Raw genomic sequence first — 12,831 nt, forward strand, 5'->3', positions numbered from 1 at the left:
TCAGATTTCCTCGTCCAGCGGACGGTGCGCGGCATCCAGACGGCGTTGACGCTCGCTGCCCTTGAAGATGCGGCGGACCACCACGAAGAACACAGGCACCAGCACCACGGCCAGCACCGTCGCGGTGAACATCCCGCCCATCACGCCGGTACCGATGGCGCGTTGGCTGGCGGAGCTGGCGCCCGTGGCAATCGCCAGCGGCAGCACACCCAGGATGAAGGCGAACGACGTCATGATGATCGGGCGGAACCGCAGGTGCACGGCTTCCAGCGTCGCCTCGATCAGGCCCTTGCCTTGCGCCTGCAAGTCCTTCGCAAACTCGATGATCAGAATTGCGTTCTTGGCGGACAGGCCCACCACCGCAATCAGGCCGACCTTGAAGTACACGTCATCCGGCATCGCGCGCAGCGTCACGCCCAGCAGTGCGCCAAGCACACCCAGCGGCACCACCAGAATCACCGCCGCCGGGATCGACCAGCTTTCGTACAGCGCCGCCAGCACCAGGAACACCGCCAGCAGCGACAGCGCGTACAGTGCCGGCGCCTGCGAGCCCGAGGCCTTTTCCTGCAGCGACTGGCCCGTCCACTCGTAGCCGATACCGGCCGGCAGCTTGGCCGCCAGGCGTTCCATCTCGGCCATGGCGTCACCCGAGCTGGCACCCGGTGCAGCCGCACCCGAAAGGCGGACTGCCGGATAGCCGTTGTAGCGCACGAGCTGCACCGGGCCGACGATCCAGTGGCCCTTGGCGAACGTCGACATCGGAACCATGTTGCCCTGACTGTTGCGCACGTACAGGTTCATGATGTCTTCGGGCTGCATGCGGTTGATCTTGTCCGCTTGCACGATCACACGCTGCTGACGACCGTAGTTCGGGAAGTCGTTGGCGTACGCCGAACCCAGCGCCGTCGACAGCACGGCGTTGATGTCGGTGAACGAGACGCCCAGCGCATTGGCCTTCTCGCGGTCGATATCCACCTGGTACTGCGGCGAATCTTCCAGACCTTCCGGACGCATGCCGGTGATGATCTTGCTTTGCGCCGCCATCCCCATCAGCTGGTTGCGGGCTGCCATCAGCGCGTCGTGGCCCAGGCCCGCGCGGTCCTGCAGACGGAACGTGAAGCCCGTTGCGTTACCCAGTTCCGGAATCGGCGGCGGGTTGAGCGGGAAGACGATCGCATCGCGAATGCCGCCGAACAGCGCACCAAACGCACGGCCAGCCACGGCATCAGCGGTTTGGTCCTTGCCCTTGCGCTCGCTCCAGTCCTTGAACGGGGTGAACACGATACCGGCGTTCGGGCCGTTACCCGAGAAGCTGAAGCCCTGCACGGCCACGATGTTCTCGACCGCCTTTTCCTGCTTGTAGTAGTTCTCGACCTGCTTGATCACTTCCAGCGTGCGGTTGGCCGAGGCACCCGGCGGCAACTGGATGTTGGTCACGATGTAGCCCTGGTCTTCGGTCGGCAGGAACGAAGACGGCAGGCGCAGGAACAGGAACACCACCGCAGCGATCAGCACCGCGTAGATGACCATGTAGCGGAAGGTCTTCTTCAGGATGCGCTCCACGAAGCTCTGGTAGCGGTTCGTGGTGGTGCTGAACATGCGGTTGAACCAGCCGAAGAAGCCTTTCTTCTCGTGGTGCGAACCCTTCTCGATCGGCTTGAGCAGCGTCGAGCACAGTGCCGGCGTGAGCGTCAGCGCCATGAGTGCCGAGAAGAAGATCGACGACACCATCGACAGCGAGAACTGGCGATAGATCGCGCCCACCGAGCCCGAGAAGAACGCCATCGGGATGAACACGGCCATCAGCACCAGCGTAATACCGATGATGGCGCCCGTGATCTGGCCCATGGCCTTGCGGGTCGCTTCGCGCGGGGGCAGGCCTTCTTCGGCCATGATCCGCTCGACGTTTTCCACCACCACGATGGCATCGTCAACGAGAATACCGATCGCCAGCACGAGGCCGAACATCGTCAGCACGTTGATGGAGAAACCCATCGCGTTCATGACGGCAAACGCGCCCAGCAGCGAGATCGGCACCACGATCGACGGCACCAGCGTGTAGCGGATGTTCTGCAGGAACAGCAGCATCACCAGGAACACCAGCACCATGGCCTCGAACAGCGTCTTGACCACTTCCTCGATCGAGATCTGGACAAACTTCGAGGTGTCGTACGGCACCTTGTATTCCACGCCGGCCGGGAAGTACTTCGAGAGTTCTTCCAGCTTGGCCTTCACGGCCTTGGCGGTGCCCAGCGCGTTACCCGTGGGCGAAAGCTGCACACCAATGGCCGAAATCGGCTGGCCGTTGATCCGCGCGGACGTCGAGTAGGTCTGGCCGCCGAGTTCCAGGCGCGCCACGTCCTTCACGCGCACGAGTGAGCCGTCCGGCTTGGCCACCAGCACGATGTTGCCGAACTGCTCGGTGGTCGTGAGCTGACCTTCCACCACGACGGTCGCCGCGAGCGGCTGGTCGGAAACGGACGGCAGATCGCCGATCGTACCGGCCGAGACCAGCGCGTTCTGCGCACGGATGGCGTTGTAGACGTCCGTCGGGGTCAGCTTGTAGCCGACCAGCTTGGCCGGATCGATCCAGACGCGCATCGCGCGCTCCGTACCGAACAGCACCGCCTGACCCACGCCCGGCACGCGCTTGATTTCGTTCAGCACGTTGCGCGAGATGTAGTCGCCCAGTGCCACCGGGTCCATCTTGCCGTCGGTGGATGCCAGCGTGGCGAACAGCAGGAAGTTCGAGCGGGCCTTGTCGACCTGCACACCCTGCTGGGTCACTTGCGAAGGCAGACGCGCTTCCACGCGCTTCAGGCGGTTCTGCACGTCCACCTGCGCCAGTGCCGGATCGGTACCGGCCTTGAACGTCACGGTGATCTGCGCCTGGCCGTTACCGCCCTGGCTGACCGACTCCATATAGAGCAGGCCGTCCGCACCGTTCATTTCCTGCTCGATGATGCTGGTGACGGATTCGTCCAGCGTCTTCGCATTAGCGCCCGGATACGTTGCCGTGATGATGACGGACGGCGGCGCAATGGTCGGGTACTGCGAGATCGGGAGCTGGGTGATCGAAATCGCCCCGGCAAGAATGATGAACAGCGCGAGCACCCAGGCAAAGACCGGGCGATCGATAAAAAACTTTGCCATGCGATGGCTCCTTGTTTACTGCTTGGCTGCCGGTGCGCTGGCAGCGGGAGTGCTTGCAGCAGGGGCGCTGGCTGCCGGTGCGGGTGCCGCGCCGCTACCCTGGCCGCCCTGACCTTGCGGGGCCTTGCCCTGGCCGGCGGGCATCGGCTGCCACGGCACGGCCTTGACCGGGGCGCCCGGACGAACCTTCTGCAGGCCGTCGACGATCACCTTGTCGCCCGCCTTCAGGCCGCTGGAGACGATCCATTCCGTGCCGGTCGAGCGGTCGGCCTGGACCTGGCGCACAGCGGCCATGCCCTTTTCGTCGACGACCATGACGGAGGCGCCGTCCGGGCTGCGCGTCACGGCTTGTTGCGGCACCGTGATGGCCTGCTCGTCCACGGCCTGCTCCAGGCGGGCACGCACGTACATGCCCGGCAGCAGCGTGCGGTCGGCGTTCGGAACAATCGCGCGCAGCGTGATCGTGCCTGTGGCCGGGTCCACCGTCAGGTCCGAGAAGTAGAGCTTGCCCGATTGGGCATAGGCACGCCCGTCTTCCGTCACGAGCGTGACCTTGGCCGCATCGCCACCGGCCTTGGCCAGCTTGCCGTCCTTGAGCGCCTGTTGCAGACGCATCACCTCGGTGCTCGACTGCGTGAAGGTCAGGTAGATCGGGTCGATCTGCTGCACGGTCGTCAGCAGCGTCGCCTCGCCCTGGCCCACGAGCGCGCCTTCGGTGACCTGCGCCAGACCGGCACGGCCGGAGATGGGCGACGTCACGCTGGCGTAGCCGACGTTCAGCTTGGCGGTTTCGACGGCAGCGCGGGCGGCGGCCACGTCGGCGGTGGCTTGCTTGGCGGCGGCGGTGGCGTCGTCGTAGTCCTGCTTGCTGATGGCGTTAGTGGCAACCAGCGGCTTGTAACGCTCAGCCTTCAACTGCGCCTGCGTTTGCGTGGCTTCCGAACGCGCAAGCTGTGCCTTGGCGCTATCGAGCGACGCCTGATACTGCGCCGGATCGATCTGGAACAACTGCTGGCCGGCCTTCACGTCACTGCCTTCAGCGTAGGTGCGCTTGAGCACAATGCCCGCGACCCGTGCGCGCACCTGTGCCACCCGCGTGGCCTCCAGGCGGCCCGGCAACTCGCTGGTCAGGCCAACGGAGTGCGGCTGCACGGTCACAACACCGACTTCGGTCGGAGGCATGCCGGCGCCGCCCGGCCCTTGTGCCTGCTTGTTGCCGCAGGCTGCAAGTGCCACCACCATGAATGCGGCGGCAGCGAGTTGGTGATAACGGCGGGTGTTCGTCATAGATGACCCCATGTGGCGATAAGCGGAATGCCGGGTGCCGCAACGCCGCGCAAACGAGTGCGACGCCGGCAAGCCGTCAGCGAAACCAAAAAACACAAAACGAAAACGTCCGATGCTAGCTGCATCTCGCGGCATGCGATATGGCCTTTGCGACGAACTCGCAACAACTCGGACCAGAATGCTAAAACGCGGGAGCGATCGGCAGTCGATCTCCGGCCCGCTGACCGACAGACATGAAGTCGGCCCCGGGCCCGCTTGCCCGCATGGATGTGGCGCATACGGCCATGGGCAAGCGACGGAGTGCGCGCTATTATAGATACGTTCGCGTATGTATGTAAGTCTCGCCCTCCACGAATAGGGACTCCGTTGACACTTTTCCGGAGTTCGTAGCAATGACGGCGATCAAGCGAACAGGCAGCGAATACCGCGCTGCGACAAGCATTGTCAGCCAACGGACCTGCTGCCGCGTTGTGCGGGGCGCAATGGTGCGTTGCCTGGAATTGTGCATTGCACAAAAGCCAATCGAAAGAACGCCGGCCGAGATGCCCCGGCGTTCCTCTGGAAGATCATGGTCAGACGAACGAAGGAAGAAGCCCTGGAAACACGTAACCGCATTCTGGATGCGGCGGAAGACGTGTTCTATGCGCGCGGCGTGGCACGCACATCACTGTCGGATATCGCGCAGGCCGCGGGCGTGACGCGCGGAGCCATCTATTGGCACTTCCGTAACAAGACCGACGTCTTCGCCGCCATGTGCGAGCGCGTGAAGCTGCCGATGGAGACGATGTGCACCCCGCTGGGCGTGGAGGCCGATGACCCGCTGGGTGAACTGCGCACCGTGGGCAACTTCCTGCTGCGGCAACTCGTGGAAGACGCACACTGGCGCAAGGTCTTCGAGATCATGTTCAACAAGTGCGAGTTCGTCGAAGACACAAGCCCCATCCTCAAGCGCCAGCAGGAATCGTTTGAGGAAGGCATGGCCCATCTGACGAGCATCATCGAGCAGGCGACGCGGCGCGGGCAGCTGCCGGCCGACCTCGACATCCCGCTGGCCGTGGCCCATTTTCATGCCACGTTCAACGGCATCATGGGCGATTACCTGTTCTACCCGGATGCTTCCAGCCTCGCCACCAAACGCGAGCGCCTGCTGGACGCCTGTATCGACACCCTCAAATATGCGCCGTCGCTGCGGCTGGAGCCGGCAGCGGCAGCGGCCGCCCGCGCCGGGGCCTCGGCATGAGCGCGCCGGTGTTCGATCAGATGGTCTTTGCCGGCGGCGGCAACCGCTGCTGGTGGCAGGCCGGCTGGTGGGACGTCGTGCAGCCTGAGCTGGGCCTGGCGCCGCGCGTGATAGCCGGCATCTCGGCCGGCGCGTCGACGGCGTGCATGCTGCATGCATGGAATTCCGCCGAGCTGATGGATTACTACGGCGAAGCCTTGCGCCAAAACACCCGCAACGCCCATTGGGGCAACCTGCTGCGCGGCGAGCGCGTGTTTCCGCACTACGGCATGTACCGCACGGCGCTGCTGACGGTGTTCGGCGAGGGCCGTTTCGCGCGGCTGGCGCAGGCGCCCGAGATCCGCATCGGCGTGGCGCATATCCCGCGCTGGCTGGGCGCACGCTCGGCGGTGGCGGCGGGGCTGATTGCCTACAACATCGAAAAGCACGTTCGCAAGACGCTGCACCCGACGCTGGGCAAGCGCCTCGGCTTCACGCCGGAAATCGTGCGCGCGCAGGATTGCGCCACCCCGGAAGACTTGGCAGACCTGCTGCTGCAATCCGCTTCCACGCCGCCGTTCACGCCGGTGCTGCGGCGCGCGGGGCGGCCGGTGCTCGACGGCGGCATGGTCGACAACGTGCCCGTGCACGCGCTGGACGCCACGCCGGGCGACGCGCTGGTGCTGGTCACGCGCCTGTACCCGCGGCCGACGTATTTCCGCATGGACGTGCCGGTGGCGGACGGCGTGCAGCGCCGCTTTTATGTACAGCCCTCGCGCAAGGTCCCCATTTCGAGCTGGGATTACACCCGCCCCGGCGCCATGCGCGATGCCTATGCGCTCGGCCGTCATGACGGCGAAACCTTCCTGCGCGAACTTCCACGCGGGTTCGCCACGGCGGTGGCTGCGTAAACACCTCCTCCAAGACAGGGGGGGGCGGGCGCGCCGCTTGCTCCACATGGCGCGCCCGCCGACGTGCCGCCCAGGTCGTCCGGCCGACGCCTCTTCGACGGACCCTTCATGCCCGCAAACCCTGCACATGCGTTTGACTTGATCGTGATCGGCGCCGGTTCGGCCGGGCTCGCAGCGGCGCGCCGATCTGCGCAACTTGGCGCGCGCACGCTGCTGATCGACCGTGCGCAAGTCGGCGGCACCTGCGTCAACCGCGGATGCGTGCCGAAGAAGCTGCTCGGCTACGGCGCGGCCTGGTCGCAGACGATGGCTCGGTGCTTGCGCGCCGCAGACACCTCGCACACCTCAGACGCCTGGGCCGATGCCATCGCCCGCACGCGTGCTGAAGTCGCGCGGCTGCACGAAGCGCATTTCGCCCAGTTGGCCGATGCCGGGGTGCAATGGCTGAGCGGCATGGCGTCGCTGCGCGGCCGCGGCATCATCCGCTTGCAAACCGAATCCGGCAAGACCACGCTGCGCGCGCGCCAGATCGTGCTGGCCGCCGGCGCGCGACCCACGCCGCTCCCCGTACCCGGCGCGGAGCTGGCCTGCACTTCCGACGACGTGTTCGGCTGCGACGCGCTGCCCGCCTCGCTCATCATCGCGGGCGGCGGTGTTGTCGCGGTGGAAATGGCGTCCACGCTGGCGCGCTTTGGCGTCCGGGTGACCGTGCTGACGCGCGATGCGCGCGTGTTGCCGGAATTCGATGCCACGGTGGCCGAGGCCGCTTCGCAGTCGCTGGCTGGCTGCGGCGTCGACCTGATCCTGAACGCCGACGTCGTCCGCATCGAACACGATGCCGTAAACGGCGGCGGCGTGGCCGTCTACGCGAGCACCGAGGGCAGCGACGCTCCGCGCGTGCTGCGCGCCCAGCGTGTCATGAGCGCCATCGGCCGCGCGCCGAACATCGCCGGCCTTGGCCTGGACGCTGCCGGCGTCACGCTCGATGCGCACGGGCGCATTGCCGTCGACCGCCACTTCCGTACGCGCGCCCGCGGCGTCCACGCAGTCGGCGACGTCTGCGGCGGCAGCCCGCTGCAATTGACGCCCGTGGCCGCTGCGCAGGGCCGCTACGTGGCCGAACGCCTGTTCGGCAAAGGCATCAAGCTGCCCGACATGAACACCGTGCCGATGGCCGTGTTCTGCGATCCGGCCATCGCCAGCGTGGGCCTGACCGAGGCCGACGCCCGTGCGCGCTGGCCTGAATTGGGCAAACGCGGCCCAGACACCGACAAACGCGCGCTCGCCGACCGCATCGACGTGGTCGTCCGCCGCTTTGTCTCGCTGGAACAGCGCTTTGCGGGCTCGGGAATGGAGTCGCTGATCAAGCTGGTATGCAACGCGCGCAGCGGCCGCGTGCTCGGCGCGCACATCGTCGACAACGCGGCGCCGGAGATCATCCAGGCGCTCGCGGTGGCGGTGCGCATGGGCGTGCGGCTCAAGCATCTGCAATCCACCGTGGGCCTGCACCCGACCGTGGCGGAGGAATTGCTGAGCATGTAAGCGCACTCATTCAATTTTCCTGATCCCGCCCTGCAAATCCATGCACGTTACTGGCGCGGCGTCGGCGCAGAATGGCAGACATATTCTTCAGGAAATTTGACATGCTCCCCGTGCTTTATCTGTCCCATGGGTCGCCCATGCTGGCGGCCGATCCCGGCCCTGTCGGCAAGATGCTGGCGGCGCTCGGGCAAGAGATGGCTGCGCTCAAGCCGCGCGCCATCGTCGTGGTGTCGCCGCACTGGATGACGCGCCGGCCGGCTGTCACCGCCCGCGCGCAGCAGGAAGCCTGGCATGACTTCGGCGGCTTCCCGCCGCAGCTCTACGCCCTGGAATACGCCCCGCCGGGCGCGCCGGACTTGGCCGAACGCATCCGCACGCTGATCGACGGCAACATCGTCCCTGGGCTGGAAGAACAGGCCTCGACCGTGCTGGACCCGCGCCAGCCGCTGGACCATGGCGCCTGGGTGCCGCTGATGCTGATGTTTCCCGAGGCGACGATCCCCGTGGTGCAGGTGTCGTTGATGCCGGGCTTGTCACCGGCGTGCCAGATGGCGATGGGACGCACGCTCGCGCCGCTGCGCGACGAGGGCGTGCTGATTGTTGGCTCCGGCAGCTTCACGCACAACCTGCGCGCGCTGATGCGCGGCCCGGGCATGGCGCAGCACGGCGTGCCGGTCGAGCCGTGGGTCACGGCCTTCCGCGAATGGATGATCGAAACGATGACCGACGGCATCCGTAGCGGCGATTTCACCCGCTTCTGCGATTACCGTGCGCAAGCCCCGAACGCCGCCCACGCCCACCCGACCGACGAACACCTGATGCCGCTGTACGTGGCGCTGGGCGCCGCGATGGGGCAGCCGAGCCAGGCCACGCCGGGCGGCGTGCAGGCTCAGCACGTGGTCGATACGGTGACGTACGGATCGCTGGCGATGGACAGCTTCCGCTTTGACGGCGCAGGCGCCAATCAGCCGCAGCTGCGCGCCGCGGCTTGATTGACGGAAACGACGGGCAGGACGACTGGCGTTATGCGCGGATCAGCGCAGGCGCCAGTGCCGTCGGATTAACCACGCTGTCGACGTTGCCCTGCAGAACATCGAGGATGTTCTGGAACGCGATGCTGAAGTACAGCTCGTAGCCTTCGCGCTCGACGTAGCCGATGTGCGGCGTGCAGATGCAGTTCTCCATGCGCAGCAGGGTGTGGCCCTGCAGGATGGGCTCCGTTTCAAACACGTCGATGGCCGCCATGCCCGGGCGACCGCGATTGAGCGACGTCACCAGGCCGTTTTCTTCCACCAGCTCGGCACGGCTCGTGTTGACGAACAGGGCGGTCGGCTTCATGCGGGTGAGGTCGGCCACCGTGACGATGCCGCGCGTTTCGTCGTTCAGGCGCAGGTGGACGGACAGCACATCGGACTGTTCGAACAGTGCTTCCTTCGAATCCGCAACGGCAAAGCCATCGGCGCGGGCCCGCTCTTGCGATCCTTCGCGGCCCCACACCAGCACATTCATGCCGAAAGCGCGGCCGTAGCCGGCCACGAGCTGGCCAATCTTGCCGTAGCCGAAGATGCCCAGCGTCTGGCCCTTCAGGACGCGGCCAATGCCAAAGTTGGGCGGCATCGTCGTGGATTTCAGCCCCGACTGCTGCCACGCGCCGTGCTTGAGGCTTGCCACGTATTGCGGAATACGGCGCTGTGCGGCCATCACCAGCGCCCAGGTCAGCTCGGCCGGCGCCACGGGCGAGCCCCTGCCCTCCAGCACCACCACACCCTTGTCGGTGCAGGCATCCAGATCGATATGGCCGCCCGAGTCACGCGATACGCGGCCCGTCTGGCTGATGATCTTCAGTTTGGGCAGGCGATCAAGCAACTGACGCGTCACGCGCGTGCGCTCCCGGATCAGCACAATGGCTTCAACGTCCGCCACGCGTGCGGCCAATTGCCCCACACCTTTGACGGTGTTGTTGAACACTTTGACTTCGTGGTCTTGCAGCAGGCTGAAGCAGTCCAGCTTGCGAACAGCGTCTTGGTAGTCGTCCAGTACGGCAATCTTCATCGACATCTCACTTCGAACAATGGTGCGCAGCAAAAAACAGCGATCCCTCGCGGTGGTATTCTTCCCATCCCTCGTCGCACGACAATCCGTGTCGACGTTCGGAATTGCCCGCCGCGGGCACGCAATTTGCGCAGCCCCGCTGGTGACGAGTCCTTGTTCTAGGGTCTGTTGACCTCGGTTCCGCCACTTTAGCGCACGCGGCCCCCGCTGCCCGGAAAAACCCACCTTCCGCCAGCGCACCGCTTTGTAACTGAATGTGAAATCAGCACGGCTACCGTCCCTCCGCCTGCCTCACCTCTCCCTCTGGAAACCGCTGATCCGGCCCGCTTCCGATGCGCCGTCGATCGCTTTCCACCCCGCCGCTGGGCGCGGCCACCGTGCTGATCCGACACCGATTTCTTTCTCACTTCCATTGGAGTTTTGGTCATGAATCAACCCGTGATGCAGGGCGTGCCCGCATTGAACGTGCCCGATTACGTGAAACACCCGCGCCTGATCGCGTGGGTGGGCGAGGTGGCAGCGCTCACCAAGCCGGAGCGCATCGTCTGGTGCGATGGTTCGCAAGAGGAATACGACCGCCTGTGCGCCGAAATGGTGGCCGCCGGCACGATGAAGCAACTCAACCCGGCCAAGCGCAAGAACTCGTACCTGGCGCTGTCGGACCCGTCGGACGTGGCGCGCGTGGAAGACCGCACTTTCATCTGCTCGCAGAAGAAGGAAGACGCCGGCCCCACCAACAACTGGACGGCCCCGGCCGAGATGCGCCAGACGCTGAACGGCTTGTTTGACGGCAGCATGCGCGGCCGCACGCTGTACGTGGTGCCGTTCTCGATGGGCCCGCTGGGCTCGCCGATCGCACACATCGGCGTGGAGCTGTCGGACAGCCCGTACGTGGCCGTCAACATGCGCATCATGACCCGGATGGGCCGCGCGGTGTACGACGTGCTGGGCACCGACGGCGATTTCGTGCCGTGCGTGCACACCGTCGGCAAGCCGCTCGCCGCGGGCGAGAAAGACGTGCCGTGGCCGTGCAACCCGACCAAGTACATCGTGCATTTCCCGGAAACGCGCGAAATCTGGTCGTTCGGCTCCGGCTACGGCGGCAACGCGCTGCTGGGCAAGAAATGCTTTGCGCTGCGGATCGCCTCGACCATGGGCCGCGACCAGGGCTGGCTGGCCGAGCACATGCTGATCCTGGGCGTGACGTCGCCGGAAGGCAAGACGTATCACGTGGCGGCGGCCTTCCCGTCGGCCTGCGGCAAGACCAACTTTGCGATGCTGATTCCGCCCGCAGGCCTGAACGGCTGGAAGGTGACGACCATCGGCGACGACATCGCCTGGATCAAGCCCCGCCAGGACGCCAACGGCAAAACCCGCCTGTACGCCATCAACCCGGAAGCCGGCTACTTTGGCGTGGCCCCGGGCACGAGCGAGAAGACCAACTTCAACGCGATGGCCACGCTCAAAGAGAACGTCATCTTCACCAACGTGGCCCTGACCGACGACGGCGACGTATGGTGGGAAGGCATGACCGACACGCCGCCGGCGCACCTGATCGACTGGCAAGGCCAGGACTGGACGCCCGAGACCGCCAAGGAAACCGGCCGCAAGGCTGCGCATCCGAACGCGCGTTTCACGGCGCCGGCCGCGCAATGCCCGTCGATCGATCCGGAGTGGGACAACCCGGCCGGCGTACCCATTGATGCGTTCATCTTCGGCGGCCGCCGTTCGACCACCGTGCCGCTCGTGACCGAAGCGCGCGACTGGACCGAAGGCGTGTACATGGCCGCCACGATGGGCTCGGAAACCACCGCCGCCGCTGCCGGCCAGCAAGGCGTGGTGCGCCGCGACCCGTTCGCCATGCTGCCGTTCTGCGGCTACAACATGGCCGACTACTTCGCGCACTGGCTCAAGCTCGGCGAGAAGCTGGCCGAGAGCGGCGCAACGCTGCCGAAGATCTTCTGCGTGAACTGGTTCCGCAAGGATGAAAACGGCAAGTTCGTGTGGCCGGGCTTTGGCGAGAACATGCGCGTGCTCAAGTGGATGGTCGATCGCATCGAGGGCCAGGCGCAGGGCGATGAGCACGTCTTCGGCGTGTCGCCGCGCTACGAAGAACTGAGCTGGGATGGCCTGGACTTCACGGCCGAGCAGTTCGCCAAGGTGATCTCGCTGGACGCGGCGGCCTGGAAGGAGGAACTGGCGCTGCACGACGAGCTGTTCACGAAACTGGCGCACGGCCTGCCGCAGGCGCTGCCCGACGCCAAGACTCGCCTCGAAGAACGACTCGGCGGCTGACCTCGGTCTCGCTGTCGACCCCAAAAAGCCCGCCGTGTGCGGGCTTTTTTTGCGCCCACGCCGGAACACTGCCTAAACAATGAGCAGTAATCCTAAAGTTTTAAATCGCGCGAATTACCCCTGACCACAAAACAGATCAATTGATTTTTGGCGAATTGATTTGCGTTGTAAAAAATACCGGCTCGCACATGAAAATGACCATTATGCCAAGCCGAGCATAATTGCCGCGTATTTATGCCACGCCCGAATCATTGAACGGCTGCATCGGCGAAGAACGTTGCCTGGCATAGCTTTATGAAGAGTGCATGTCAATCGCGGCACTTCATTTCGTAACGGACTGAATAAATTTCCAAATTTTAAAATTCGTGCGTG

Annotated in this window: 8 protein-coding genes; 5 read left to right on the forward strand and 3 right to left on the reverse strand. The window is 65.2% G+C overall.

Going from position 1 to position 12,831, the window contains the following annotated elements; genetic code table 11:
• A complete protein-coding gene (locus tag N511_RS0106940; RefSeq protein WP_027678629.1) occupies positions 1 to 3,153 on the reverse strand; it encodes an efflux RND transporter permease subunit in 3,153 nt (1,050 codons plus the stop codon).
• 15 nt (positions 3,154 to 3,168) lie between these two features.
• Positions 3,169 to 4,440 (reverse strand): efflux RND transporter periplasmic adaptor subunit, encoded by a 1,272-nt coding sequence (locus N511_RS0106945; RefSeq protein ID WP_027678630.1) that lies wholly within the window; start codon positions 4,438 to 4,440, stop codon positions 3,169 to 3,171.
• 568 nt (positions 4,441 to 5,008) lie between these two features.
• Here N511_RS0106945 and N511_RS0106950 point away from each other — a divergent pair.
• The 4 genes from N511_RS0106950 (at position 5,009) to N511_RS0106965 (ending at position 9,104) form a co-directional block, all read left to right on the forward strand.
• Complete coding sequence (locus N511_RS0106950; RefSeq protein ID WP_027678631.1) at positions 5,009 to 5,680, forward strand: TetR family transcriptional regulator; 672 nt, start codon at positions 5,009 to 5,011, stop codon at positions 5,678 to 5,680.
• Entirely contained in the window at positions 5,677 to 6,570 is an 894-nt protein-coding gene (locus N511_RS0106955) for a patatin-like phospholipase family protein (protein WP_027678632.1), read from the forward strand. Before N511_RS0106950 ends, N511_RS0106955 begins: the two co-directional genes overlap by 4 nt.
• Positions 6,571 to 6,678: 108 nt before the next feature.
• Positions 6,679 to 8,112, forward strand: coding sequence for a dihydrolipoyl dehydrogenase family protein (locus N511_RS0106960; protein WP_027678633.1), 1,434 nt, complete (start codon positions 6,679 to 6,681; stop codon positions 8,110 to 8,112).
• Between the two features lie 101 nt (positions 8,113 to 8,213).
• Positions 8,214 to 9,104 carry a DODA-type extradiol aromatic ring-opening family dioxygenase gene (locus tag N511_RS0106965; RefSeq protein WP_027678634.1) on the forward strand — a complete coding sequence of 297 codons (891 nt, stop codon included), beginning with the start codon at positions 8,214 to 8,216 and terminating at the stop codon, positions 9,102 to 9,104.
• Between the two features lie 31 nt (positions 9,105 to 9,135).
• Here N511_RS0106965 and N511_RS0106970 read toward each other — a convergent pair whose 3' ends face one another.
• Entirely contained in the window at positions 9,136 to 10,164 is a 1,029-nt protein-coding gene (locus N511_RS0106970) for a D-2-hydroxyacid dehydrogenase family protein (RefSeq protein WP_027678635.1), read from the reverse strand.
• A gap of 426 nt (positions 10,165 to 10,590) precedes the next feature.
• On the opposite strand from N511_RS0106970, the gene N511_RS0106975 reads away from it, so the two are divergent.
• A complete protein-coding gene (locus tag N511_RS0106975) occupies positions 10,591 to 12,459 on the forward strand; it encodes a phosphoenolpyruvate carboxykinase (GTP) (protein ID WP_027678636.1) in 1,869 nt (622 codons plus the stop codon).
• Positions 12,460 to 12,831: the final 372 nt, after the last annotated feature.

Origin of the sequence: Ralstonia sp. UNC404CL21Col, assembly GCF_000620465.1 — a bacterium.
Classification (GTDB): Bacteria; Pseudomonadota; Gammaproteobacteria; order Burkholderiales; family Burkholderiaceae; genus Ralstonia; species Ralstonia flatus.

Coding starts and splice junctions, on each gene's coding strand:
- N511_RS0106940 (WP_027678629.1), bottom strand. CDS start 3,153: ATGGCAAAGTTTTTTATCGATCGCCCGGTCTTTGCCTGGGTGCTCGCG.
- N511_RS0106945 (WP_027678630.1), bottom strand. CDS start 4,440: ATGACGAACACCCGCCGTTATCACCAACTCGCTGCCGCCGCATTCATG.
- N511_RS0106950 (WP_027678631.1), top strand. CDS start 5,009: ATGGTCAGACGAACGAAGGAAGAAGCCCTGGAAACACGTAACCGCATT.
- N511_RS0106955 (WP_027678632.1), top strand. CDS start 5,677: ATGAGCGCGCCGGTGTTCGATCAGATGGTCTTTGCCGGCGGCGGCAAC.
- N511_RS0106960 (WP_027678633.1), top strand. CDS start 6,679: ATGCCCGCAAACCCTGCACATGCGTTTGACTTGATCGTGATCGGCGCC.
- N511_RS0106965 (WP_027678634.1), top strand. CDS start 8,214: ATGCTCCCCGTGCTTTATCTGTCCCATGGGTCGCCCATGCTGGCGGCC.
- N511_RS0106970 (WP_027678635.1), bottom strand. CDS start 10,164: ATGAAGATTGCCGTACTGGACGACTACCAAGACGCTGTTCGCAAGCTG.
- N511_RS0106975 (WP_027678636.1), top strand. CDS start 10,591: ATGAATCAACCCGTGATGCAGGGCGTGCCCGCATTGAACGTGCCCGAT.